This window comes from Streptomyces sp. NBC_00510 (assembly GCA_036013505.1).
Classification (GTDB): Bacteria; Actinomycetota; Actinomycetes; order Streptomycetales; family Streptomycetaceae; genus Actinacidiphila.
The window spans coordinates 8570666-8595196 of record CP107851.1 but is presented as its reverse complement, the minus strand read 5'-3'; the positions used below and the strand labels follow the sequence as shown (position 1 = coordinate 8595196).

At 70.8% G+C, this 24531-nt stretch carries 20 protein-coding genes and 1 pseudogene; 10 read left to right on the top strand and 11 right to left on the bottom strand.

Annotated features, from left to right (window positions below):
• Positions 1 to 87: 87 nt before the first annotated feature.
• The 3 genes from OG937_38965 to OG937_38955 all read right to left on the bottom strand — a co-directional run bounded on the left by OG937_38965 (position 88) and on the right by OG937_38955 (position 3119).
• Entirely contained in the window at positions 88 to 732 is a 645-nt protein-coding gene (locus OG937_38965; protein WUD77269.1) for a dihydrofolate reductase family protein, read from the bottom strand.
• Positions 733 to 1205: 473 nt separating this feature from the next.
• On the bottom strand, positions 1206 to 2294 hold the full coding sequence (locus tag OG937_38960; protein ID WUD77268.1) for a hypothetical protein: 1089 nt from the start codon (positions 2292 to 2294) through the stop codon (positions 1206 to 1208).
• Between the two features lie 237 nt (positions 2295 to 2531).
• Complete coding sequence (locus tag OG937_38955) at positions 2532 to 3119, bottom strand: PadR family transcriptional regulator (protein WUD77267.1); 588 nt, start codon at positions 3117 to 3119, stop codon at positions 2532 to 2534.
• Positions 3120 to 3334: 215 nt separating this feature from the next.
• Here OG937_38955 and OG937_38950 point away from each other — a divergent pair, with 215 nt between their 5' ends.
• Complete coding sequence (locus tag OG937_38950; GenBank protein WUD79016.1) at positions 3335 to 4327, top strand: NADH:flavin oxidoreductase/NADH oxidase; 993 nt, start codon at positions 3335 to 3337, stop codon at positions 4325 to 4327.
• Between the two features lie 155 nt (positions 4328 to 4482).
• Complete coding sequence (locus tag OG937_38945) at positions 4483 to 5715, top strand: alkene reductase (protein ID WUD77266.1); 1233 nt, start codon at positions 4483 to 4485, stop codon at positions 5713 to 5715.
• A gap of 79 nt (positions 5716 to 5794) precedes the next feature.
• On the opposite strand, the gene OG937_38940 is transcribed toward OG937_38945, so the two are convergent.
• Positions 5795 to 6340, bottom strand: coding sequence for a hypothetical protein (locus tag OG937_38940; GenBank protein ID WUD77265.1), 546 nt, complete (start codon positions 6338 to 6340; stop codon positions 5795 to 5797).
• A gap of 360 nt (positions 6341 to 6700) precedes the next feature.
• On the opposite strand from OG937_38940, the gene OG937_38935 reads away from it, so the two are divergent.
• Entirely contained in the window at positions 6701 to 7288 is a 588-nt protein-coding gene (locus tag OG937_38935; protein ID WUD77264.1) for a TetR/AcrR family transcriptional regulator, read from the top strand.
• 70 nt (positions 7289 to 7358) lie between these two features.
• Here OG937_38935 and OG937_38930 read toward each other — a convergent pair whose 3' ends face one another.
• Positions 7359 to 8231: an alpha/beta hydrolase gene (locus OG937_38930; protein WUD77263.1), complete on the bottom strand. Its 873-nt coding sequence runs from the start codon at positions 8229 to 8231 to the stop codon at positions 7359 to 7361.
• Positions 8232 to 8483: 252 nt separating this feature from the next.
• Between OG937_38930 and OG937_38925 the strand changes: the two genes are divergently transcribed.
• The 3 genes from OG937_38925 to OG937_38915 all read left to right on the top strand — a co-directional run bounded on the left by OG937_38925 (position 8484) and on the right by OG937_38915 (position 10468).
• Positions 8484 to 9128: an aldo/keto reductase gene (locus OG937_38925; protein ID WUD77262.1), complete on the top strand. Its 645-nt coding sequence runs from the start codon at positions 8484 to 8486 to the stop codon at positions 9126 to 9128.
• The gene (locus OG937_38920) at positions 9023 to 9502 is read left to right on the top strand and encodes an aldo/keto reductase (protein ID WUD77261.1); all 480 of its coding nucleotides are present in this window, start codon (positions 9023 to 9025) and stop codon (positions 9500 to 9502) included. Before OG937_38925 ends, OG937_38920 begins: the two co-directional genes overlap by 106 nt.
• A 177-nt stretch (positions 9503 to 9679) precedes the next feature.
• Entirely contained in the window at positions 9680 to 10468 is a 789-nt protein-coding gene (locus OG937_38915; protein WUD77260.1) for a class I SAM-dependent methyltransferase, read from the top strand.
• Here the strand turns inward: OG937_38915 and OG937_38910 are convergent.
• Positions 10465 to 10860, bottom strand: a complete 396-nt coding sequence (locus tag OG937_38910; GenBank protein ID WUD77259.1) for a VOC family protein — start codon at positions 10858 to 10860, stop codon at positions 10465 to 10467. The two genes, OG937_38915 and OG937_38910, sit on opposite strands and share 4 nt — an antisense overlap.
• A gap of 162 nt (positions 10861 to 11022) precedes the next feature.
• Between OG937_38910 and OG937_38905 the strand changes: the two genes are divergently transcribed.
• The gene (locus OG937_38905; protein WUD77258.1) at positions 11023 to 11457 is read left to right on the top strand and encodes a VOC family protein; all 435 of its coding nucleotides are present in this window, start codon (positions 11023 to 11025) and stop codon (positions 11455 to 11457) included.
• A gap of 51 nt (positions 11458 to 11508) precedes the next feature.
• On the opposite strand, the gene OG937_38900 is transcribed toward OG937_38905, so the two are convergent.
• Positions 11509 to 12096, bottom strand: a complete 588-nt coding sequence (locus OG937_38900; GenBank protein ID WUD77257.1) for a TetR/AcrR family transcriptional regulator — start codon at positions 12094 to 12096, stop codon at positions 11509 to 11511.
• A 353-nt stretch (positions 12097 to 12449) separates the two neighbouring features.
• On the opposite strand from OG937_38900, the gene OG937_38895 reads away from it, so the two are divergent.
• Entirely contained in the window at positions 12450 to 13139 is a 690-nt protein-coding gene (locus tag OG937_38895) for a hypothetical protein (protein WUD77256.1), read from the top strand.
• Positions 13140 to 13427: 288 nt separating this feature from the next.
• Positions 13428 to 14012 (top strand): 2'-5' RNA ligase family protein, encoded by a 585-nt coding sequence (locus OG937_38890; GenBank protein WUD77255.1) that lies wholly within the window; start codon positions 13428 to 13430, stop codon positions 14010 to 14012.
• A gap of 319 nt (positions 14013 to 14331) precedes the next feature.
• On the opposite strand, the gene OG937_38885 is transcribed toward OG937_38890, so the two are convergent.
• A complete protein-coding gene (locus tag OG937_38885) occupies positions 14332 to 14955 on the bottom strand; it encodes a hypothetical protein (GenBank protein WUD77254.1) in 624 nt (207 codons plus the stop codon).
• 188 nt (positions 14956 to 15143) lie between these two features.
• Positions 15144 to 16790 (bottom strand): alkaline phosphatase D family protein, encoded by a 1647-nt coding sequence (locus OG937_38880; GenBank protein ID WUD77253.1) that lies wholly within the window; start codon positions 16788 to 16790, stop codon positions 15144 to 15146.
• A 402-nt stretch (positions 16791 to 17192) separates the two neighbouring features.
• Between OG937_38880 and OG937_38875 the strand changes: the two genes are divergently transcribed.
• A complete protein-coding gene (locus OG937_38875; GenBank protein ID WUD77252.1) occupies positions 17193 to 18446 on the top strand; it encodes a DUF1624 domain-containing protein in 1254 nt (417 codons plus the stop codon).
• A 67-nt stretch (positions 18447 to 18513) separates the two neighbouring features.
• Here OG937_38875 and OG937_38870 read toward each other — a convergent pair.
• Both OG937_38870 and OG937_38865 read right to left on the bottom strand, forming a co-directional pair.
• A pseudogene (locus OG937_38870) lies at positions 18514 to 21042 on the bottom strand (phosphopantetheine-binding protein).
• A gap of 863 nt (positions 21043 to 21905) precedes the next feature.
• Positions 21906 to 24359, bottom strand: a complete 2454-nt coding sequence (locus OG937_38865) for a SpoIIE family protein phosphatase (GenBank protein WUD79015.1) — start codon at positions 24357 to 24359, stop codon at positions 21906 to 21908.
• Positions 24360 to 24531 lie beyond the last annotated feature (172 nt).

Genomic DNA, 24531 nt, shown 5'->3' with positions numbered 1-24531 from the left:
TTGCCCGCGAACACATCGTCACGGCGTCGGCAGCTCGAACCGTCGACGCCGTGACGGAATGCCGACCCGGCGGATGCACCGGCGACGTCAGTCGTCGCGCCCGACGCCGCGATCGGGCGCGCTCATGTCCCCTGTGCCGGGCGTGCCGTCGGCGAGCCCGTAGCGCAGGTACACGGTGCCGGTCGGGCTGGCCGCCGGCGGCTGGAGGAGGGTGACGTTCGTGGGCACCGCGCCGCCGTCGAACACCTTCTTCCCGACGCCGAGCACGATCGGGTGCACCCAGAGGTCGAGACGGTCGAAGAGCTTCTCGCGCAGGAGGGTCTGCACCAGGTTCAGGCTCCCGACGACCTTCACGTGCTCGTGCCGGTCACGGATCTCGCGCACCGCGCCGGCCAGATCCGGGCCGAGTTGCGTGGACCCGGCCCACGAGAGGTCGGGCCTGCCGCGGGAGGCCACGTACTTCGGGACGCTGTTGAAGAGCGTGGCGATCTCGCCGTCCTCGCCGTCCTTCTGGTGCGGCCAGTAGGCGGCGAAGATGTCGTACGTCCGCCGGCCGAGCAGCAGGGCGTCCGTGCCCTCGTACGCGGCACCGACCTGCGCCCCGGACACCTCGTCCAGCAGGGGCGCCTGCCAGCCGCCGAACGGGAATCCCTCCGGGTCCTCGTCGGGACCGCCGGGCGCCTGCCCGACGAGGTCGAGGGTCGCGAACATTTCGATGTGGATGAGGCCCATGTCCGACTTCCGATGCGTTGGTCGTCTCGGTCGGGAGGTAGACCGCTGGGCGCCTGGGAACTCATCGCTGCGACGGCATCCGGCTTCGTACGCCTGCGGGCGGCAGCCGGGCGGAGTCCGGCCGGTCGTCGGCGCGGGCACGACGAGGCCCCCGGTCGGGCTGCGCCCGACCCGGGCAGGTCGGCCCTGTTCGGAACGGTGCGGCTCATGCCCGGCCCCAGGGGCCGTACTTGTCAGGCATGCCACACCCCTTTCCGTAGGCGCGCTAACAGAAGGACGACGTCACGTTCTCCCGTGTTTCCGGGAGTCGACCAAAACGCTAATCCCCTCCCTGTGACGTGAGATAAAACCTCGGCGACAACTTGCCAACCCATTCACGACGGTGCCTCAGACTGTGTTTGAACGGGATTCATGACCCGCTGCCGGTCGAGTGCGTGGCCGGGCCGCCCCGAGCTCGCCTCTTCCGCCCGCGGTCACGCCGTCTCGGCGTACCGCTCCCCCGCGTACGCGCGCAGCACCGGGACGACCGCCTCCGCCCCTCCGGGCAGGCGGTCCAGCCGGTCCAGGACGTAGGCCCGGTGGCCATCGGACAGGTGGCTGGGGTGGTCGCCCGCGTGCGTGCCCGGCAGCGGCCACACGGTGAGGCAGGGGCGGGGGTCGGGGCCGTACGGCCGCCGTCCGACCGTGACGGTGGCTATCTGCGACCACCGGAAGTACCTCTCCTCGCCGGACTCCTCGCGCATGCCGATGCCGTCGGCCCCGATCCGCAGCCGCAGCGGCTTGCGCCAGCGGACGTAGGAGAAGCGCGTCTGGATCCAGAGGACGAGCGCCGCGAGCGCCGACAGCGTGACGGGGATGCCGGTTCCGGCTTCGTAGTCGGCCTGCTCGGGGTGGTGGAGGAAGTACACGTCGAGCGACACGAACACCGCGCTGCACAGCAGTGCCAGCCCGGCCCGGACGACCGTCCGCCGGCCGGCGCCCTCGTCGGCCGTGAAGGCCCGCTCCCCGCCGGGGACGGTCCGTTCGGGTCCGGCGACGGTCACCGGGATCGGCGGTCGCACGGCGCGCGGCGCGGTCTCGAAGCGGGCGCCGCCGTGCTCGGCGAGTGCGGCGGTGAGCTGCGGGACGCTCTGGTCGAGGTCGGCGCAGTTCACCAGGATGTAGCGGTTCCGGACGTCCCTGGTGCGGTCCTGCTTGCGCGGCAGCGTCACACCCGGCGCCGTCCAGAGCATCAGCCGCGGCTCGGGGGGCGTGGTGTCGCTGTCCGCCGCCGAGTCGTGCCACAGGGCGACCGCGTCGATCTGCTCCCAGGGCAGTTCGGCGTCGTGCAGCGTGATCCCGAACCCGTCGATCCGCAGCCCGAACGGCCGCCGGGCCCTGCGCAGTTCCCTCCACCCGTACCAGACCGCCAGCGCGGCCGGGATGCCCACGGACGCCGGGCCGGGGACGCTGCCGCCCCGGGAGCCGATCAGCCACACGAGCGCGCCCGTCAGGGCGACGAGCCCCCAGCCCGTCCATCGCCTGCCACGTCTTCCCACCGTCCGCCCGACCGTGAACTCCACTGCTCCGTACCCCCCTTGTCGTTCACCGACGGCACCATGATGCGGCCCTTCGTCGGCACCCTCCGCCCCGGGAATGGGCCGGTTGCCCTTCCGTGACGCCCCTGGGACACCGGCCCCTTCGCGCCCGTCCCTCGCCACCGCTTGTTCACCGCCCCGTCGCCCCGCGGTGGGCACGTCCGCCGGGTCCCCTCGCGCCGGTCGGCGCAGACGGATGCGACACGCGACGGCCGCCGTCGTTCACGCCTCCTCGGCGCCCTCGCCGAGGAGGTCGGCCGGCGAGGCGGCGATCTCGTGCCAGAAGCCGATCATCATGCGCTCGAACCGCAACCCCACCTCCACCGTCGCCCGCTGCGGCGAGCCCGCGGGCAGCAGTCCGGAAGTGACGAGCTGCCGGTACTCGGCGAGTTGGCCCTCGTGGGCCTGGATCTGCTCCGCGGCGAGTCGGCTGATCGCGTCCACCGTGTCCGCATCGCCGGGAGCGTCGGCGTCACAGGCCTGCGGCTGGAAGTACAGCCTCAGCAGCCCCTCGTCGTGGATCTCGGTGATCGCCCGCGTCGGGGCGGCGAGCCATCGGCACAGCTCCCGTCGCCCCTCGTCGGTGAGTGACAGGGTGCGGCGATGGCGGCCGCCCTCTTCCTGGTGCTCGACGACCAGTCCGCGCCGCACCAGGCGTCCGGCCTCCGCGTACAGCTGCGAGCGGGGGAAGACCCAGAAGTACCCGATGCTCTGGCGGATCCTCTGGTCGAGTTGATAGGGGGTTGCACCGTCTTGCCTGCTCAGCAGGCCGAGCACGACGTAGGCACTGACTGGCAGCGCGGTCGGCATCACTGTCTCCCGATTCGAACCATCTGGATCTCAATATTCCGGACATAACCGTCCATACCGTACCGTGAAATGTGACGGTTGAGAGGGACCGACGCGACCGGCGCAAGCCGCACCGATGGACGCCTCACCGAGCGCGATACGTCCGGGTGTTCGCCCGGTACCCACTCCCCCATCCAGCAGGAGGCACCTTCGTGAGCACCACTTTGTTCGAGCCCATGACCCTCCGGTCACTGACCGTCCCGAACCGGATATGGATGGCCGCCATGTGCCGGTCCACCGCCCCACCGGACGGCGACCAGGCGGGCGTGCCGGACGACGGGCACTTCGCTCACCTGGCGGCGCGGGCCACCGGCGGCACCGGGCTCATCCTCACCGAACCCATCGCGGTCAGCCCCGAGGGCCGGACCGCCCCGTACGACCTCGGCATCTGGAACGACACCCAGGTCGCGGCCTTCCGCCGGATCACCGCCTTCCTGAAGTCCCAGGGCACCGTGCCCGGCATCCAGCTCGCCGCCGGGCACCGGGACGCCACCGAGGGGACCTGGGTCGACCGCAGGTTCCCCGGCGCCCCCGGCAGGCAGTACGGCTGGGCACCCGGCGGTCCCACCGCCGTCCCGTTCGGCACCGGCTCCACCGTGCCGGAACAGCTCACCACCGAGCAGATCGGCCGGATCGTGGCGGACTTCGCCGACGCCGCCCGACGCGCCCTGGACGCCGGCTTCCAGGTCGCCGAGATCCACGGCGTCCACGGATACCTCATCGACCGGTTCCTCTCCCCGCACACCAACCGCCGCACCGACGGCTACGGCGGAGACTTCGCGGGCCGCACCCGCTTCGCGCTGGAGGTCGTCGACGCCGTACGCGCCGTCTGGCCCGCCGACCTGCCGGTCCTCTTCCGCATGTCCGACCCCGACTGGAAGGAGGAGATCACCGACGACACCCTCCGCCTGGCCAAGGAGTTGCAGGCCCGGGGCGTGGACCTGATGGACGTCTCCACCGGCGGCGACCGCGTCCGCAACCAGACCGGCATGCCCGTCGCCGCCGTCGGCCCTCTCATCGAGCCGGCCCAGGCACAGGCCGTCGTCCGCTCCGGCAAGGCCGACGCCGTCCTCCTCGGCCAGGAGTTGCTGCGCGACCCGTACTGGGCGCTCCGCGCGGCCACCGTGCTGGGCGGGAAGGTCAACTCCCGCCGGTACCAGGCGGCGTAGGTCACGAGTCGACGCCGGAACGCACATCCGACCGCCTCACCGTCCGGCGAACCGCCAGGTCCCCGGCGTCACACCTCCAGGCCCCGCAACCGCCTGGCCTGCACCTTCACCACTCCTCATCCCCATCCCCATCCCGTTTTCCCGGAGAAGAAACCATGCACAACAGCCCCCTGTTCGACCCCGTCCAGCTCGGCGCCCTGCCCTTGTCCAACCGCTTCGTCATGCCCCCGATGACGCGCAGCCGCGCCTTGCCGGACGGCAGCCCCGGCCCCTCCGCGCCGCTGTACTACACCCAGCGCGCCTCGGCCGGACTGATCATCACGGAGGGCACCGTCGTCTCCGCCGAAGGTGTCGGCGGCCCCGGCATTCCGGGCCTGTGGAGCGACGCCCAGGTCCAGGGGTGGAAGCGCGTCACCGACGCGGTGCACGACGCGGGGAGCACCATCGTCACGCAGCTGTGGCACACCGGCCGCGCCTCGCACCCCGTCTTCCAGCCCGACGGCAAGACCCCGGTCGGCCCCTCCCCCATCGCGATCGACGGCCTGGTCTTCACCGACGAGGGCCGCGTGCCGTTCGTGACGCCGCGACCGCTGGAGATCGACGAGATCCAGGCCGTCGTCGCCCGGTTCGCCCAGGCCGGCACGAACGCGCTGGCGGCCGGCTTCGACGGCGTGGAGGTCCACGCGGCCAACGGCTACCTGATCGACCAGTTCCTCCAGGACAGCGCCAACCGGCGCACGGACCGCTACGGCGGGAGCGTCGAGAACCGCGCGCGCCTGCTGCTGGAGGTGGTCGACGCCCTGATCGAGACGGTGGGGGCGGACCGGATCGGCGTCCGCATATCCCCGAGCAGCGTCTTCCAGGACATGGCCGACTCCGACCCGGAGGCCCTGTTCGGCTACGTCGTGGACGAGCTCGCCGCTCGCGACCTCGCGTACCTGCACCTGGTGGAGCCGGGCATCATCGGCAACGACGACTCCGCGGCCGAGCGCCGGCCGGCCGACACCATCGACAGCGCTTGGGCCCGCAAGCGTTACCCGGGCCGCCTGATCGCGACCGGCGGATACGCGCGCGAGGAGGCCCTGCGCGCCGTGGAGAACGGCACCGTCGACGCCGTCGGCTTCGGGCGCGACTTCATCGCCAACCCCGACCTGCCGGAGCGCCTGGCCCGCGACGCGGAGCTGCGCGAGGCGCTGCGGGCCACCTTCTTCGGTGGTGACGACCGCGGCTACCTCGACTACCCCTCCCTCGAGGCCGAGCGCCTCCTCGCCGAACTGCGCGAGGGACGCCTCGAGCCGGTGCCCGGCCTGGAGCTGAACTCCGAGACGCCGCTGGACACATGGCACCTGGCCTGGGCCCAGCAGCAGCACAGCGCCGCCCGGGACTGACCCGGACGGATCCCGCACCCGGACGGGGCGCCCAGCGCGGCGCGCCCCGTCCGGGCCCCGGGTGCCGGCACGGGGTCCCTCAGCCCGACGACGCCTGGCTCAGCTTCTTGAGCTGGGCGTCGATGACCTGCCGGGGGACCTTGGTGGGTTTGCCGTTCACGCCGAAGAGGTTCGAGGCGAACGTCGTGACGGTCGTTCCGCTCCGGACCACCACGTAGGTGAAGACGACGGAATGCGCGGGGCCCATGTCGTCCGCGGGCATGTCGAGCGTCATGCGGTACGAGAGCGCGTCGTCCCCCAGCGAAGGATCCGGCAGCTTGCGGATGTCCGAGTACGTCCAGCCTGTGGCCGAGGACCCGGGCGGCGCGAACTTCGTGCAGGTGTCCAGCGCACCGCGCAGGTCCGTCATCATCTTGACCGATTCCTGCTGCCGGTAGGAGTTGAGCGCCACCGTGGTGGACGACGTGTCGCCCTCATCGGACGTGCGACTGACGATCTTCGCGACCTGCCACACGGGCTGGTACCTGCCGACGAACGCGGTCATGTCGTAGAGCGGCTTGCACCGCGCGGGGGCGGGAGCAAGCGGGCTCACCACCGGCTGACCGGCCCCCACGTCGCCCACCACGGGGCCGACGCTGAATCCGTCGACGTCCCCCGACCCCAGAGCGGTCCGCTCCAGTTCCCGATGACCCAGGACTTTCGCGGGTGCCGCGGCCTGCCTCGCGGGGTGCGAGGCCCCCGAACCGTCCCGGCCCCCGTCCCCGCCCCTGTGCCCGCATCCGACAACGGCCACGGTCAGCACGCACACCGCCGCGGCTGCCCGCGCCACCCCTCTGCCCACGTTCCCCACCCGGTTCCGAAGACGCACCGGCACGGAGCGGCAGTCCCGCGGCACCGGCGATGAACAGCGCATGCTCCCACGCGGGTGGCGCCACAGCAACGAGATCCACACCCGGAAGTAGAATGACCGTTCTATGCTGTAGCCATGTCGAACGTTACGCACGCATCCGCGCCGGTCCGCCGCTCCGAGGCCCGTGAACGGTTGCTGAGCACGGCGAGCCGGCTCTTCTACGGCGAGGGCATCCGGGCCGTGGGGGTGGACCGTGTCATGGCGGAGGCGGACGTCGCCCGGGGCACCTTCTACCGGCATTTCGCAGGCAAGGACGACTTGGTGCGGGCCTACCTCGAGGCGACGGATCAGCACATCCGGGACCGGATCACCGCGGCGGAGGCAGGCATCGGTTCACCTTCCGACTTCCTCGCCGCCGTGGCGCACGGCATCGGCGAGGAAGTGTGCGGCGCCGGGTTCCGGGGCTGTCCGTTCATCAATGCCACGGCCGAGTACCCGGACCGCGAAAGCCCCGTCCACCAGGCGGTGCTGCGACACCGCGCCTGGTTCCGTCAGGTGCTGCGGGACGCCTTCCAGCGGCTCGGGGCGGCCGATCCCGCACGGGCTGCCGACTCCATGGTGGCCATGCGGGACGGTGCGATGGTGGCCGGCTACCTCGGCGACGCCCGGGCCGCGGGTGCCGTCCTGGAGCACGGGGTCGCCGTGCTCATGGCCGCGGCCTGAGTCCGGCTCCTGCGCACGGCGGCCGGCCGCCTCCCATGGGTGCCGGGAGGAGGCCGGGGGCGGGGGTGGCTCAGCGCGCGGTCGCGGCCTTCTCGACGAGACGCGTCACGGCCTTGGGATCGGTCAGGTGGACCGCGTGCGGGCCGTCGACCTCGACGGTGTGGGCGTGCGCGCGCGACGCCATGAAGCGCTCGGCGGCGGGGGGTATCGTCCGGTCGCCGCGGGCGACGAGGTACCAGGAGGGGATGGTCTTCCAGGCCGGAGTCGCGGCAGAGGGCTCGCCGACGGCCTGCGCGGTGACGGGGCGCTGCGTGGCCGCCAGCGCGGCGGCCTTGCTCTTGCTGACGCGGTTGCTGAGGAAGACGTCGCGGAACTTGTCGGGCTTGATGTAGAGGTCGACGCCGGTGCCGCCGTCGGCCTGGGTGAAGGGCACCGCGTTCAGGGCCGTGGGCAGGGGGGCGTCGGGGTCGTCGCTGAGGTGGCTTCCGGGGAACTTGCCCACCAGGTCCGTGACGCTCTCGCCCTTGTCGGGGGCGAAGGCGGCGACGTACACGAGGGCCTTGACGTTGGGGTTGCCGGTGGCGGCATCGGTGATGACCGCACCGCCGTAGGAGTGGCCCACCAGGACGACCGGGCCGTTGATCGTCTTGAGGTAGTCGGCCAGGTAGGCGGCGTCGCCGCCCAGACCGCGCAGCGGCGTGGCGGGGGCGGTGACCGCGTAGCCGTCGGCCTGCAGGCGCTTGGCGACGCCGCTCCAGCCGGCGGAGTCCGCCCAGGCACCGTGGACGAGGACGACGGTCGGCTTGGGCTCCGGCTTGCCTGCCGGCTTGGCGTGATGGTCCTGGGTGGCCGAGGCGGTCGTGGCCAGTCCGGCGGCCAGGGCGAGGCCGGCCGCGCTGACGACGGCGAGACGGACGGGGCGAACGGGACGACGGTGGGACATCGCTACTCCTTCAATGATGCGGGCGACGGACGTTAGTAGATAGAACGTTCTATCTACTACAACCTAATGTGCGACTTCCACCGGGGGCAACCAGGAGCCGGGAGTGGTGGGTCACATCGCGGAGCGTGCGCGGCGCGGGCTCGGCTGCCGCATGCTCCGCACTTGCTTGTCCTCAGGCGAGGACTTACCTTTGTCCACACCCGAGGACATCGCGTCCTCACTGCTCACAGCGGCAGAAACGCCGGCCTCGCCATGCCCATCCCTGTACGTCACCTCGGTCCCGCGAAACTCGCCGTCGGCGCCGTCGGCTACGGCGCCATGAGCTACGCCAACCCCTACGGACAGTCCGGCTACGACCCCGAGCGGGCCGCTCGGGAGATCGTCGACCGCGCGCTCGAGATCGGCGTCACGCTCTTCGACACCGCCGAGGGCTACGGGGACAGCGAGGAGACCCTCGGCCGGGCGATCGCCGGTCGCCGCGACGAACTCGTGCTCGCCACCAAGTTCGGCATCGTTTCGGGTCCGTTCGGCGGGGCGGAGGCGCGGATGGACGGGAGCCGCGGCTACATCCGCGAGGCCGTCGAGCGCTCCCTCAAGAAGCTGGGCACCGACCACATCGACCTCTACTACCAGCACCGTGTCGATCCCCGGACGCCGATCGAGGAAACCGTCGGCGCGATGGCCGAACTCGTCGCCGAGGGAAAGGTCCTGCATCTCGGCCTCTCCGAGGCCGCACCGGACACCCTGCGTCGCGCCGCGGCCGTACACCCGATCACGGCGCTGCAGACGGAATGGTCCCTGTGGGAGCGCGGAATCGAATCCGAGATCCTGCCGCTGTGCCGGGAACTGGGCATCAGCGTCGTTCCGTACAGCCCGTTCGGGCGCGCGGCGCGCTGACCGGCACCATCACCTCACGGGACGGTCTGGCGGAGAACGACCACCGCCGCGGCCTGCCCTGGTATTCGGAAGCGAATTTCGACCGCAACATGCGGACGGTCCAGGCGGTTCGCGACATCGCCGAGCAGCACGAGGCGACGCCGGGGCAGGTGGCCCTCGCCTGGCTGCTGGCCAAGGCCCCGGACGTCACCCCCATCCCGGGTACCCGCCGCGTCGCGTTCATGGCCGAGAACGCCGCGGCCGCCGGGCTGTCCCTGACGTCGGAGCAGTTCGCCACCCTCGATGCCCTCACCGTCACGGGGGACCGGGAGGCGGCCTCCGCGATGACCGCGACCAACTGGTTCAACGGCGTCACGCCGCCGGCGCGGCACTGACCGGCCGCCAGCACCTGTCGCTCGGCGCAGGACGAGGGCTCGGTCGTCGATCCCGGTCTGCAGGTACACGGCATCACAGGGCTACGCGGCGTCGACGCCTCCGTCATGCCCGTCATACCTCATGCCGTCATACCTCGGACCAGGAACCGAACTGTTGCGGCCGACGTCCCTCGCACCATGACTTCTGACGAGCAGCAAGGGCACGCAAGCCACGACGGGCGCACCTCGCCGTCCGCCGTGACGGTGGATCCGCCGAAGGTCAACGACTACACCAGCTTCGCCGAGGCGTACACGAGCGAGAACGAAACCAACCTCATCAATGCCCACTACGAGCGTCCCGCGATGCTGGCCCTCGCCGGGGACGTGGCCGGCCGGCGGATCCTCGACGCCGGCTGCGGCGCCGGGGCCCTGTCCGCGGCGCTGCGTGACCGTGGCGCCCTCGTGAGCGGCTTCGACGCGAGTTCCGGAATGCTGGAGCTGGCCCGGCGTCGGCTCGGCGAGGGTGCGGACCTGCGGGTGGCCGACCTGGGCAGTCCCCTTCCCTACGCCGACGACACGTTCGACGACGTCGTCGCGTCCCTGGTGCTGCACTACCTGGAGGACTGGGGGCCGGCGCTGGCCGAGCTGCGGCGCGTGCTCAAGCCCGGCGGGCGGCTGATCGCATCCGTCGACCATCCCTTCGCCATCGCCACCATGCACCGCGAGGCCGGCCGCGCGGCCGAGCACGGCTATTTCGACACCACCGCCTGGACCGACGAGTGGACCTTGGGCGGCCAGACCGCCCTGATGCGTCTTTGGCACAGGCCGCTGCATGCGATGACCGATGCGTTCACCACGGCAGGCTTCCGGATCACGGCCATCAGCGAGCCTGATCCCGACCCCGCCGCCCGTGAGCTGTTCCCCGAGGCCATCGCGGCCCAGCCCCGCTTCCTCTGCTTCCTGTTCTTCGTCCTGCAAGCGGACTAGTACTGCGGTGCCAAGGTGCGCAGGACGTCGAACTCGTTGCCCTCGGGGTCTGCCATGACCACCCAGTTCCGGTCTGGGCCCTGGCCCACGTCCACCTTGACGGCGCCGAGAGCGAGCAATCTGGTCACCTCGTCCTCGGTGCTGCCGTCGATCGGGCTGACGTCGAGGTGAAGCCGGTTCTTGACGGCCTTGTCCTCGGGCACACGGATGAACACCAGGGTGGGCGGCATCTGGCGGGCCCGGACATCCTCGACTGTCGGCACCCAAGAGCCGATCTCGACCTTGCCCTCGCTCCGGTCGACAACCTTGAAGTCCAGGACCTCGCACCAGAAGGCCGCGAGCCTCTCCGGATCGTGGCAGTCAACGGTCAACTCGGTGAACCTGCTTGTCATGCTTCTCCCAGATAGTGCGGACGGGGCCCAGCGTAGGTCGCCCGCCCGACGGATCCGAGATCTTTTTGCACAGGGACATCAGACGGGCTTGATCCGGAGGAAACCCCCTGGCCGGCTGGAAGGAGCCGTGGAGCCCGATGTGGGCGCTGCTACGGTGGCCCGATGGCATCGATCAAGCACATCCAAGTCACCTTCGACTGCGCGGAACCTGAGCGCGTCGCCCGCTTTTGGTGCGAGGTGCTGGGATACGTGGCACCGACGCCACCGGAGGGGTTTAGCACTTGGGACGATTTCAACCGCACGCTGCCGCCCGAGGATCAGGGTGCGTGGTTCGCCTGCAGCGATCCCTCAGGTGTGGGCCCGCGACTGTACTTTCAGCGCGTTCCCGAAGGGAAGGTCGTCAAGAACCGGGTGCATCTCGACGTGCGGGTCGGCACCGGACTCGTGGGCGAGGAGCGCCTGGCCACGCTTGAGGCCGAATGCGCACGCCTGGTCGCGCTCGGCGCGGTGTGCGTGAAGGTGCTGCATGCCGATGAGGACAACGAGTCCTGCATCGTGATGCAGGACGTCGAGGGCAACGAGTTCTGTCTCGACTGAGCCTCGACCGAGCGTCCTCCGGTGACGGCCCCGAGGTGGCCGCTGACGCGTTCAGCGGCCGGACTCGGGTGCGACGGCGACGGCGTCGAGCGCCTTGTGGAGGAGGGGGATCAGGTCCTCGGTCTCCGGCTGGTTGAGCTGTGTGTTGCCGAGGATCAGGCGCGTGAGCAGGACGCCTGAGCAGATGGCGACCAGGAGTGCGGCGCGCCCGGCGGTCCGCTCGCCGGGCAGGGCGCCTGCGAGGACATGCTGGTAGTTCCGTTCGATGACGTCCCGCATGATCTCCGCCGCCCGCGGGTTGGCCGCGGAACGCAGGGTCAGCAGCAGCCCTTCCACGGCGGACTGATCGGAGTCGAGGAGCAGCGCGCGGGCCGCCTCGGCGTTCAGCTCGGGCGTCATCATCAGCGACTTCTGGTACGCCAGGTCGACGACTTCCGCGAAGAGCTTCTCCTTGGACCCGAAGTAGCGACCGATCAGCCGGGGATCCACTCCCACGGCGCCGGCGATCTCCCGCACACCCGCGCCGTCGTAGCCATGCTCGACGAAGAGTCGCCGGGCGGCCTGGAGGATCGCCGCCCTGGTCGCGGCGGCGTCCCTGCGTCGGGTGGCGGCCGGCTGGACACCGTCGTCGTCATGCATGCGGCCAGGATACGGAGTGCCCCGGGGTCCACCGCGTACGGACATCCACGATCGTGGACATGGCTTTCCCGAGGTTCACGGTCGGGCGTCACAGGACGGCCGGCTGTCCGGTCTCACCGTATGCAGGCTGACCCGGGGCCGGAAGTCTGTGCCGGTGCCCGGGCCGCCTGCACCCCGGCACGGGGAACCCGCGCCCCGGGCTCCGCGCGAGGCAGAGTGCGTGCGAGCCCGGCGGAGCGGCCGGACGCCCGCCCCACGGCGGTGGGGCGGGCGTCCGGTCCTGAGGTCCCGCGGGGCGGGCATCCGTCCACGCCGATCCGGCGGGAACGGGCCGCCGGGTAGGGTTCGGGATCATGGCGACGGAATTCAGTGACGCGTTCCTGTACGAGGCGGAGCGCCACGCGGCGTGGGGTGCCGAACAACTCGAGGCGCTAACCGGCTTCCTGCCCGATGGGCCGTGGACCGCGGACCTGCCCTCATGCGTCTACCGTCAAGGCGGCCTCGAGCTGCGCGTCGCCGTGTTGGGTACGTACGACGCGGAAGAGCAGTCGTGGATGTGGGGCTGGGCCAACCCGGGCTTGCGGGGCACCCCGGTGGTCGCCCTCGCCGAGGAGGCCGAGCGCTTTGGACGCGCCCACGGAATCGCCGAGTTCACCGCCGAGGTGATCGACCTGTCCGGCTTCGCCGACCCATGGCGCGCCGCGGAGACCCTGGCCTTCGCCGGGATGGGCGTGACCCGCTCCCCCGGGTACATCGGTGTGGCGGCCGGTCCCGGCACGCGTGTCTACTTCCTGCCCGACGACCCCCGGGTCCCGCGCGCCGCCCTGGACCCCGTCGCCCTGCCCCGGACGCTGATGACGGGCGCGGGCCTCATCGGCCGCTCGCCCCGCCAGGTCGTGACCGGCTACCTCGATCACCACGGCGTACCGCGCCAGGAGACCGACCGCCAGGTCGTCGCCGCCCTCCCGGACGGCAACGCGGCCGAGATCGACTTCGACTCCGCCGGCCGGATCGCCGCCGTCCGCCTGGCCATCGGGCAGTGACCCGCCGGGGCGTACTCCGAGAGGGACCGCGTGTCGGCCGCTGGTACTCCAGCCGCAGGTTCCTCCCATCCGGCAGGGCGGGCCAGGAAGCGGTCATTCCTCGTCGGTGGCGTCTGGGTCGCGTAGCGGGCGCAGGCCGTCGGGCAGGTCAGGAGCTGGACGGAGTACCGGCCGAGCATGCCTCCGTCAGCCGCTCACTTGGGCCGACGGCCGCCTAGTGCAGCTCCGCAGAAGGCGTGGAGGTCGTGATCTTGCTGACGGGGGTCGACTGGCTGGCATCATGTCGCCATGGCGGCAGACGGCGTGGGTCAGTATCGGGCGGGCGAGACAGCGCTGATCGTCAAGGTGCCCGAGGCCGAGCCGGTCGTGGGCAGTTGGCGTGAGCGGTTCGACGCGTCGGTGGGGGCCGGGGTCCCGGCGCATGTGTCGGTGCTCTATCCGTTTCTGAGCCAGGACCGCGTCGGTGATCAGGTCTTGGGTGTCCTGGGTGAACTCTTCGGATCCCACAGTGCTTTTGATCTTCATTTCCGGAGGTGCGGTCACTTCCCCGGGGTGCTTTACCTCGCCCCGGAGTCGGACGATCAGTTCCGGGCGCTCACCCTGGCCGTCGCTAACCGGTGGCCGGAGGCGCCGCCGTATGGGGGCCGGTTCGCCGAGGTCATTCCACATCTGACGGTGGCGCATGGCCAGGAGGCGAGTGTGTTGGACGCCGTTGAGGCCGATCTGGCGGGTCGGCTGCCGGTCACAACGCACGTCAGTTCGGTCCAGTTGCTGGTCTTCGATGGCATCGTGTGGCGTGAACGGGCGGACTTCGCCCTGCGTGCGCCACGGGTCGATGCCGGTCAGGCGGCTTTGAGCGGGCTGCCGTCGTAGGTCCACCTGCCCACCGGACTGCCCTTCGGCTCACCCGAAGACGCCCTGGACTGGGCCTGCCTCCTCTATCCCGGCGGCGACCTGACCCCGCGCTTGACCCCACGGGGCTTCCTCACCGGTGCCGGGTCGTCGGTCTACCTGTGGCGCTGTCTGTTCAGTGGGCCAGGGGCGAGGCGTTGTGCTTCCGGACCACCCCACAGGCGAGGTGGCCGCTGGCGCGGCCTCGCCACCAGTTATGACAAGACCGCCACCATCCACCTCGCTGGGCTCCTCGTCGCCGCCATTCACTTCTGGAGCGCGAGGTGACCGAAGAGACGGCCTAGTCCTCGACCAGGGCCTTCTCCTCGTCGGTGAGCCGGTCGAAGCAGGCCTCCTCCGTGGCCACGACGGTCACGCGGTCGAGGGCGGACGCCTGGGCGTGCCGGGCGTTGAGGAACCAGCCTTCCTTCTCGTGCGACGCCATGAAGTAGGTGCCGTCGTCGCCGAGCGGGGCCTCTTCCGACGGCCTGGTCTCCTTCCAGCCTCGCTGTGCCAGGGCGGACAGCACGACGCCCAGTTGCCGCCGCGTGTCGGCCGGACCGGCGCCATCCGGGGAGAAGTGTTCTTGCGGGGGCGACCAGGAGACGGCGCAGGGGGTAAGCCGGGTGACGAGAGCGGCGGCCCTGCGTTCCTTGTCGGTGTCAGCACGAACGAGATTCTCCTGCGGCACGCCCAACCCGGCCTCCACGGTGCTCACCGTCAGTCCGGCGGCCGCGACGGCTTCCCGTAGGTCCCGCAGCACGGTCTTCTGGCCGAAGGGCACCGCATCCGGGGAGGACGGCGCGGTGGGGGCGGAAGCGGCGGTCGGGGCGGAAGTCCCGGCGCCTTCGCCGCATCCGGTGGCGAGAATCGCCGCTATGGAGACGGCGACCGTCCGTCCGGTGCTGATCGTGCTGGTCCGCATGCGCTCTTCCCTTGACGCGTCGACCACCGGCGAACGCTCGATCGGCCCGGTTGGTCGAATCCTGACGCCGGATCTTCGCACGTCAGCGTCATGCCGTCACTTTTCCGCACGCTGGTGGCCGGCCGAAGGGCACGGGACCCCGGGGAACGTCCCCGGGGTCCCGCTGCCTGCGACGGCCTGTCAGTGGATCAGGCCGGCTTGAGCCCCGGGTCGCCGGCCTCGGTGACGAAGGAGGCGGCCGTGGTGATGGGGGCGCCGGGCGTGGTCACCGCGGACACCGTCTTGAAGTCGGCGCGCGCCGCGTCCTTGCCGAGGGTGACCACGGCGTAGCCGCGGCGGCCGTTGTAGAACTTCAGGTGCGGGTTGGCCTGCATGTAGGTGGCCCAGTTGGACGGCTTGTCGGAGCCGTCCTTGCCGCTGGTGATCGAGCTGGTGACGATCTCGGTGCCGAGGGTCTTCGAGGCCGGGTCGTCGAAGTCCTTCTTGATGTCGAAGCCGTAGTGGACGTGGACGTCGCCGGTGAGGACGACGAGGTTGTCCCGGCCCGCGGACTCCCAGCCGTCGAGGAGGCGCTGCCGGGAGGCGGGGTAGCCGTCCCAGGAGTCCATGGAGACCTTGAAGTCCGGTGTCGTGCGGTCCTTGCGCTGGGCGAAGGTGACCTGCTGGGGGACGACGTTCCAGGTCGCCTTCGAGGTGCGCCAGCCGTCGACGAGCCAGCGCTCCTGGGTGGCGCCGGTCATGGTGCGGGCCGGGTCCTGCGACTCCGGGCCCGGGACCTGCCAGCCGTCGCCGTACGCCTGGTCGGAGCGGTACTGGCGGGTGTCGAGGATGTCGAACTGGGCGAGCCGCCCGAACTGCAGGCGCCGGTAGAGCTGGGCGTCGGGGCCGTGCGGGAGCTGCCGGCGCCGCAGCGGCTGGTTCTCCCAGTACGCGCGGTAGGCGGAGGCCCGCCGCAGCAGGAACTCCTCCGGGGGCACGTCGTTCTCGGGGGTGCCGTCCGCGTAATTGTTCTCGGTCTCGTGGTCGTCCCAGGTGACGACGAAGGCGTGGGCCGCGTGGGCCGCCATCAGGTCGGGGTCGGACTTGTAGAGGGCGTACCGGAGCCGGTAGTCGTCCAGCGTGAGGGTCTCGCGGTTGAAGATCTCGGGCAGGACGCGGTCGGTGTACGCACGGGCGCCCCCGGTCGCGGTGACCGCGTACTCGTAGAGGTAGTCGCCGAGGTGGAAGACCGCGTCGAGGTCCTCGTCGGCGAGGTGGCGGTAGGCGGTGAAGTAGCCGTCGTGGTAGGCCTGGCAGGACACCGCCGCGAGGCGCAGCTCGGTGAGCCGGGCGCCCTTCGACGGGGCGGTGCGGGTACGGCCCACGGGGCTGACCCACTGGCCCACGCGGAACCGGTAGTAGAGGACGCGGTCGGCGTCCAGGCCGCCCACCTCGACGTGCACGGCGTGGTTGTACTCCGGGTGCGCGTCGACGGTGCCGCGCTTGGTGACGCGGGTGAAGCGCTCGTCGTGGGCGAGTTCCCAGCGGACCTTGAAACGCTTCTGGGGCAGGCCGCTCCCGGTCTCGTAGGGGCGGGGGGCGAGCCGGGTCCACAGGAGTACCGAATCGGGCATCGGGTCGCCCGAGGCCACGCCCAGCGTGAAGGGGTTCTCGGTGATCTGCACGGCGCTCGCCTCGGCCGCCGCGGCGGTGCCGCCGAGCGGGATGTTCGCGGCGAAGGCCAGCGTCGCCGCCGCCCCGGTGACGGTCAGGAAGCGGCGTCTGTCCAAGCGGCGTACGGCGTCACGCAGTTCGGCGGAGTGTCCGGACGGAGACGGTGATGCGGAAGGCTGCATGTGGGTGCGCAATCCCTGGCGTGCGGAGTACGGCCGTGAGGCCCGGTTGGTGGTGCCAGGGCATTGCAGTTGTGCAGGGCGGCGTGCAGTTGCCGGATGGTTGGCGCGTACATGGCTGGAGGGTGACCGTTGGTCCTCCCCGTCACCTCGGGGCCGGCTCTTCACGGTTCCCGCACGGAACGGCCATTCCCGGAGGGTTGCCCGACGCGGCACACCCCCGGGCCCCCGGGGTCGGGGCGGCGTCGGAGCCCTCAGGGATGGCCTCGTTCACCGGGAGCCGTCGGCCGCCGGGAACGTCACAGCGGCGGGGCGCGGAAGGGGCGCGGGCCAGCCACTCGGCGGGGGGAAATCCCGACACCCGCCGGATGGCGTGCGACCCGTGGCGTCACAAGTCTGGGGCGCATGACCCACGCAGCACCCGTCGCGGCCGAGGATTCGCCGGCGCTCGACAAGAAGGTCCCGGCGGCCCGCTCCCCGTTCCGTCCCGCGGGGGCGGGGCGGTTGATCGGCGTCGACCTGGCGCGAGGTCTGGCCATCCTGGGGATGTTCGCCGCGCACGTGGGTCCCGACCCCTCGGTGGGCGGCCCGCTCGGCTGGGCGATGGAGCTGGCCCGGGGCCGGTCCTCGGCGCTGTTCGCCCTCCTCGCCGGGTTCGCCCTGGTCCTGCTCACGGGCCGGCCGGAGCCGCGTACCGGCCGGGCGGGACGGCAGGCCATGGGCCGCGTGCTGATCCGGGCCGGCCTGCTGATCGTCCTCGGGTACCTGCTGACGGACCTGGGCACGTCCATCGACGTGATCCTGTCCTACTACGGGCTCGCCTTCCTCCTCGTCCTGCCCCTGTACCGGTTGCGGGCCCGCACGCTGGCGCTGATCGCGGCGGCCACCGCGCTCGTACTGCCACAGGTCCTGTACGTCCTGCGGGTCGCCGTCGACAACGGCGGCTGGAGCGACACGGTGATCGCACACGATCCGCTGGCCCGGCTGACCGGCTCGGACGGCTTTTTGGAGCTGCTGGTCACCGGCGACTACCCGGTGCTGACGTGGGTGTCCTTCCTCATCGCCGGGATGGCCGTGGCCCGGCTCGACCTGCGGCGGCCCGGCGTGCACGCGAAGGTCGCCGGATGCGGGGCGGCACTGGCCGTGCTCGGCTACGGCGGCTCCTGGCTGGCCCTGCACCTGGATGCCGGCGCGCGGGCCGCGATCAGCGCGGCCACGGACGGCGCTCCCACGGCCTCGGCCTGGTGGTCGGACGCGCTGTCCCAGGCGTACGGGGACCAGGTCGTCGACACGCCGTCCTGGTTGCTGGTGGCCGCGCCGCACAGCCAGACGACGTTCTCGATCCTCGGCAACACCGGGGTCACGCTCCTGGTGCTGGCCACCTGCCTGGCGGTGGTCGAACGGTCGGCGCGCGTGCGGTGGGCGGCCACGCCCGTGATCGCCGTGGGTTCGATCTCGCTGACCGCGTACGTCGGCCACATCGTCGCCATCAAGGCCCTGGGCGTCGACGACCTGCCGGACTCCGCCGCCCTACCGGTCCTGCTCTCCTTCGCCGCGGCCGCGATGGTCCTTGCCTCGGCCTGGACCCGGATCTTCCGGCGAGGGCTTCTGGAGGTCCTCATGCACGCGGCCACCACCCCGGCCCGGCTGATCACCTGAGCGTCAGCGGGGCCACAACGGGTGTGCGGGGACGGTCCGGCGCCGTCCCCGCACACCGCCCCCGCGGTCAGACAGGCTGAGCGTCGACGGCGGCGAGCGCGTCCCGATTGCCCGGCGTCCTCGTCTCAGGAGCGCCCGACGGCGGGGTGCGCCGGGCACCCGGCAGCTGGTGGACGGCGGCGGCCTTCCGGGCGGGGTTACCGCCCCACTCCTCGCTGGAGGGGACTTCCTCGCCCTTCATCAGGAAGGAGTCGGCGGCCAGCACGGCCCCGTCGCCCACGGTGGTGCCGTAGTGGACGAATGCCCCGACCCCGAGGGTCACACCGGCGCCGAGCCTGGCGTGGTCGGACTTGAAGGCGCCGTCCTCCTGGGAGTGGCACTGGATGACCGTGCCGGTGTTGAGGGTGCAGCCGTCGCCGATGGTGACCAGGCCCCGTTCGACGAGTGAGCAGCCGTCGTCGAAGACCCTCCTGCCGATCCTGACGCCGAGGAGCCGCCAGACGACGTTCTTGAACGGGGTGCCGTTGAAGAGCTGCATGTACCGGTGGGTGGTCAGCTTCCAGAAGCGCTCGTGGCGCCAGAAGGACGGCTCGTAGATCGAGCAGTACAGGGGCTTCAGCGGCCGTACGCGGGTGACGACCCGCTCGACCAGCGCGTAGTAGGCGACGGTGAACATCAGGGTGATCAGGCCGGCCAGGGCGACCGGCGCTGCGCCGTGGACGTGGTAGAGGTCGACGGCGGTCATCGCCACGAGGGCGACGACGTAGAAGTGGAACCACTGCATCAGCACGTACAGGAGCGCGGTGAGGGCGTTGTGCCTGTTCTTGCCCGCCAGACGGCGTCGCCGCTCGTCGCCGGTGGCGAGGTGGTCGAGCCGCTGGTCACGTTGCACGGTGCGCGGGATCTCGAAGCTCGGCGAGCCGAGCAGGCCGACGCCTTCCCGCGTGGGGCCGTCGATGGGGACCATGACCTTCGTGGCGAGCAGGCAGTTGTCGCCGGCGCGGCCGTGCGCGGGGTAGACGATGTTGTTGCCGAGGAAACTGCCCGCGCCGATCGCCGCCGGCGAGAGGCGGAAGGACGTGCTGGAGAAGTCGGCGTTGATGACGGACAGGCCGTCGGCGACCATCGTGCCGTTGCCCACCTCGCACAGGTACGGAGTGTCGTGCTTGACGAGCGAGCCGAAGTTCGAGCCCGTCTGCTCGACCCGGCGCAGGCCGTACCCGAGGCAGCGCAGGTAGTGGACGATGGCGGAGCTGTCGCCGAAGAGCAGCACGAAGAACCTGATGTTGGTCATCCGCGCGAGGGCCCGCTGGACACCGTGGTGGAAGCCGTACAGGGGGTAGGTCCTGCCCGGTTCGATCGTCCGGTGGAGCAGGCGCGGCAGGGCGTTCACCGCCACCAGGGAAGCCAGGAGACCGCCGAAGAAGGCCACCAGCGAGGCGGTCAGTGCTTCGATGTGGAACGCGGGACTGGTGAAGGCGTGCTCGGGGGCCGACACCACGTCCAGCTGCGGCAGGGCGGCGAACAGCAGGGCGAGACCGCCCACCGCCACCGGCAGGTACAGCCCGAGCAAAAGCGCCAATTGTGCGGCCGTGTAGAGGGCCTTGCGCAGACTGCCGCACGCGAGCGGCTCGACGACCCGGAAATCGGTGCCGCTCGGCTGGGCGGGGGAACCGTGCCAGGAAGCGCCGGTGGGAACGGCCTGGCCGCTGTGGAGCGCGGAGGCGTGGGCGAGCTGGGCGCCGTCGCCCATCGAGGTGTCGATGTCCAGGACGGCCTGCTCGCCGACCGTCACGTTCCGGCCGAGCGTCACCGGACCGGTCTCGATCATTCCGGCACGGGCGCGGTAGCAGGAGAAGAGCGCGTCCTTGCGGATGACGGTCCCCTGCCCGACTGTGAGCAGGTCCGTGCACACCGGCACATGGTGCGAGAGGACCACGCTGTCGCGTCCGACACGCGCTCCCAGCGCCCTCAGGTAGAGCACGTACAGCGGGGTGCCGGCGAACAGGCGCATGGGGCTGGTGCGCATCAGGGCCTTCACGCACCAGAACCGCAGGTAGGTGAGGCTCCACACGGGGAAGCGCCGTGGCCGGAAGCGCCCCATCAGGATCCACTTGGCGGCGACGGGCAGGGCGCAGAGGCCGGTGAACCCCGCGCCGGCGAACAGCACGGACCGCAGGTACGCACCGGCGAATCCCGAGCCGTCCCGGATCCACTCGTATCCGCGGGTGACCGCGAGGGCGGCCACGAAGGACATGCCGAGGAACGCGAGCAGCTGGAGCGCCCCGCAGAGCACGTACCGCGCGGCACCCGTCGCGACGGGTGCCGCCGCACCGGGTACGCCGGCGCCTGATCCGGCCGGAGGCTCTTCGGGCCTTTCCGCCCGCGGCTCCAGGGCGGCGGCGAGGCCGCGGATGGTGGGATTCCGGTAGACGTCCTTCATCGAGACGGTGGGTAGGTCGTCGCGCTTGCGTACGCGAGCGCAGAAATGAGCCATCAGCAGAGAATCCGCGCCCAGGTCGGTGAAGAAGTGACCGTCTGCCGGTACCTGCTCGGTTCGCAGGACACCCGCGAGAACTTCGGCAAGAAGTGTCTCGACAGAATTTTCCTCTCCGGATCCCGAAGCGCCGGCCACGCTCTGCGAGCCGGCCGAAGCCGCAGTGGACTGCTCAAAGCTGTTGCAGGTCACGGCCGTTCCTCCTGCCCGTGGGGACAGGAGGAGCTCGCGGATCGTGGCTCGTGATTCCAGTGCATGGTCGTTCACCCACAGTCGGTGCGGTCTGCAGCCGGGATTCCTCCGGGGCTACGGGCCGTGATATCGGGTCGATGGCAGAGGCGGTGGTGGAAGTCTCCACTTTTTCCTTCCGGAACGCCTCGCATTCCATTCGGCCCTACCGTTCGGATTCTGTCAGGTCACTCCAGTTCGGGGCTTGACACGGAAAGAGGAATTGGATATGCAAAATCACCGCTATGCATCGATGACGCCACGGAGGTACTGCACGACGAACAGGCATAGCGTCCCCCACCAGACACCCGCCTCTTGACGGTGACCAAATCTGCTGGGCAGGGGCAGCCGAAGCGGCGCCTCAGGGGCGCCGGTGTCGTGCGGCTGGCGATTCGTGTGAACGGCGAGAATCTGTCCGGGTCCCTCGTCTCCCTACGTCCAGCTGACGGGCCGTCGGTGGGCCGTTGTGACTTCATCCCCCCGGGCGTGACCTCTCCGCCCGGCCACTCGGCGTCCCTGGGAGGGATGTGACCCGGTTCCGTATTCGTTCCCCGCTGGCCTGGCTGGTGGCCGGCTTGCTTCTTGCTGTCGGCTGGTTGGCCGGCTGCGGCGACCGAGCGCCCACCGGACACTCGCACTCCATCAGCCAGCCGGCGCCGGAGGACGGCTCCTTACCCAGTAGGGTCTCGAGCCCGAAGGCCAGACGGATGTATGCACGGCCCCGGTGTCGACGCTCAGCCGTGTCCGGGCAGATCCTGTTCCGCCCAGACGACCTTGCCGCCGGTCGTCCAGCGGCTGCCCCACCTGTGCGAGAGCTGGGAGACCAGGAGAATGCCGCGACCGCCTTCGTCGCTGCTGCAGGTGTGGCGCAGGCGCGGGAAGGACTTGCCGGCATCGGAGACTTCGCAGGTCAGCAGCCGATGTTTGATCAGACGAAGGGAAACGGGTCCGCTGCCGTGACGGATCGCGTTGGTGACCAGTTCACTGGCGATCACCTCCGCGTCGGCGGCCAGGTCTTCCAAGCCCCACTGGGTCAGTTGCCGGGTCACCAGTGCACGGGCGCGGCAGACGACGGCGGGGTCGCGGGGCACGTCCCATGAGGCGGTCTGGACGGGGGTCAGCGAATGGGTCCGGGCCACCAGGAGCGTGATGTCGTCAGAGGGTGACCGGGGCGACAGCGCCTCGATCACCGCGGAGCAGAGCGCTTCCAGAGACCGCCGGGGCTGGGCCACGAGGGTCGCGCCCAGCCGCCGCATCCCGGTGTCGATGTCACTCTCGCGGGCCTCGACCAGGCCATCGGTGTACAGGGCGAGCAGGGACCCGTCGGGGAGGTCCACATCCACCGATTCAAAGGGCACCGATCCGATGCCGAGGGGAGCCCCTGTGGGCAGGTCGGGAAACGTCACCCGGCCTTGCGGATCGACGATCGCGGGCGGGGGGTGCCCGGCCCGTGCCATCGTGCACCGCCGGAAGACCGGGTCGTAGACGGCGTAGAGACACGTGGCGCCGACGGCGGCGCAGGCCCCGTGGTCGGCGTCGGCATCCTCGTCGGCCTGGTGCCGGACCGTGTCGTCGAGATGGGTCAGCAGTTCGTCGGGAGCCAGGTCCATGTCCGCGAGAGTGCGTACGGCCGTCCGGAGCCTTCCCATGGTCGCCGCGGCGTTGATGCCGTGCCCGACGACGTCTCCGATGACCAGCGCCACCCGGGCGCCGGAGAGGGGGATCACGTCGAACCAGTCGCCCCCGACACCGTTGCCCGCATCGGCCGGCAGGTAGCGTGAGGCCGCCTCGATCGCTGCGCCGCTCCTCGAGCGCTGGGGCAGCAGGCTGCGCTGCAGTGTGAGAGCGGTGGCGTGCTCGCGCGTGTACTGGCGGGCGTTGTCCAGCGACAGCGCGGCCCGGGTGACCAGTTCCTCCGCAAGGAGCAAGTCGTCCTCCTGAAACGGCTCGGGATCCTCGCTACGGATGAACAAGGCGACCCCCAGCACGGCATGACGCGCCAGGATGGGCACGAGCATCATGGAGTGCATTCCGTGCTCACGGATCGCCCGCGCCCGCGCGGGGTCGTGGTCCACCCAGGTGCCCGGTGAGGTGTCCAGGACCGGTTCGAGGTGGGAACTACCGGAGGACAGCACCTTGATCCAGGGCGAGGTCGGCGGGACGAGGATCGAGTCCCCACGCGCCCACGGCGACTCCGGGGTGCCCGAGTGGATCGAGGCCAGGCCCGCGCGGCGGAAGGTCTGGCGGCGCTCCCCCGTCGAATGGACCGGGACCGTCGGCTCTTCGCCGAGCGGGACGAACTCCGCGAGGTCGACGACTGCGTAGTCGGCCAGGAGGGGCACGGCGAGGTCGGCCAGCTCCTGGCCGGTCCGCATCACGTCCAGGGTGCTGCCTATCCGGGTGCCGGCCTCGCTGAGGATGGCGAGACGCTCGTGCGCCCGTTGATTGCTGGTGACGTCCGCGGTCAAGGAGCACACCCCCAGCGGTCGACCGTGGCTGTCGTGGAGGCAGAAGAACGACGCCGCCAGGGCACGTTCCCGGGACTGGTCGTTCACGGGCGACGCCCGGTATTCGTACGCCGCGCGAATGCCGCTGTTCAGCGCCTGCCGCATCACCGCCTCGAGCGCTTCGGATTCGAAGCCAGGTCGCGCATCCGTAAGGCGACGTCCCAATCGCCGGTCATGGGGTACGCCGTCCAGCCGTTCCATGACCTGGTTGACCCAGGTGCAGCGCAGTTCCAGATCGCGGACCACGACGCCGATCGGCGTGCGCATGAGAAGCGACTCGCGCACCGATCCGGTGGTCGCCGACGACGAGAGCGCGGCGATGTCGGTGCCGGAGACGAGCCAGTGGAGATTCCCGTCCAGTCCCCACAGCAGCGAAATCCGCACCCCCACGTGGAGCGTGCGGCCGTCGCGATGTCGAACCGCCGTGGTGCCGGACCAGCCGCCCCGCACGCGGCACTCCTCGACGAACGCCTGTACCTGCCACATGCTCCGGGACAAGGGCATCACGAACCAGACGGGTTGGCCCACCACCTCCCGGGCCGAGTAGCCGACGAGCCGTTGTGCGGCGCTCGTCCACGCGACGACCCGCCCCTCGGAATCGACCATCGCGATTGCGGAATCGGTCGTCTCGAGGGTCGTGTACTGCTGCGTGCTGAGGCTGCCTCGGTAGGTGTCGGTCACTGAGGACCATCTCCTCGAATGGATCTGTCTCGAAGCGAGGGCCGGCGTGCGCCGACCGCCGCAGAACGGATTCGGGGCGATCCCGCCAAAGGACGACGCTAAGGGTGGGAGGCACGGCAGCCACTGGGCGCGCAATACGACCTTCGCGCGGAATTTGGTGCCGTTGAACCAA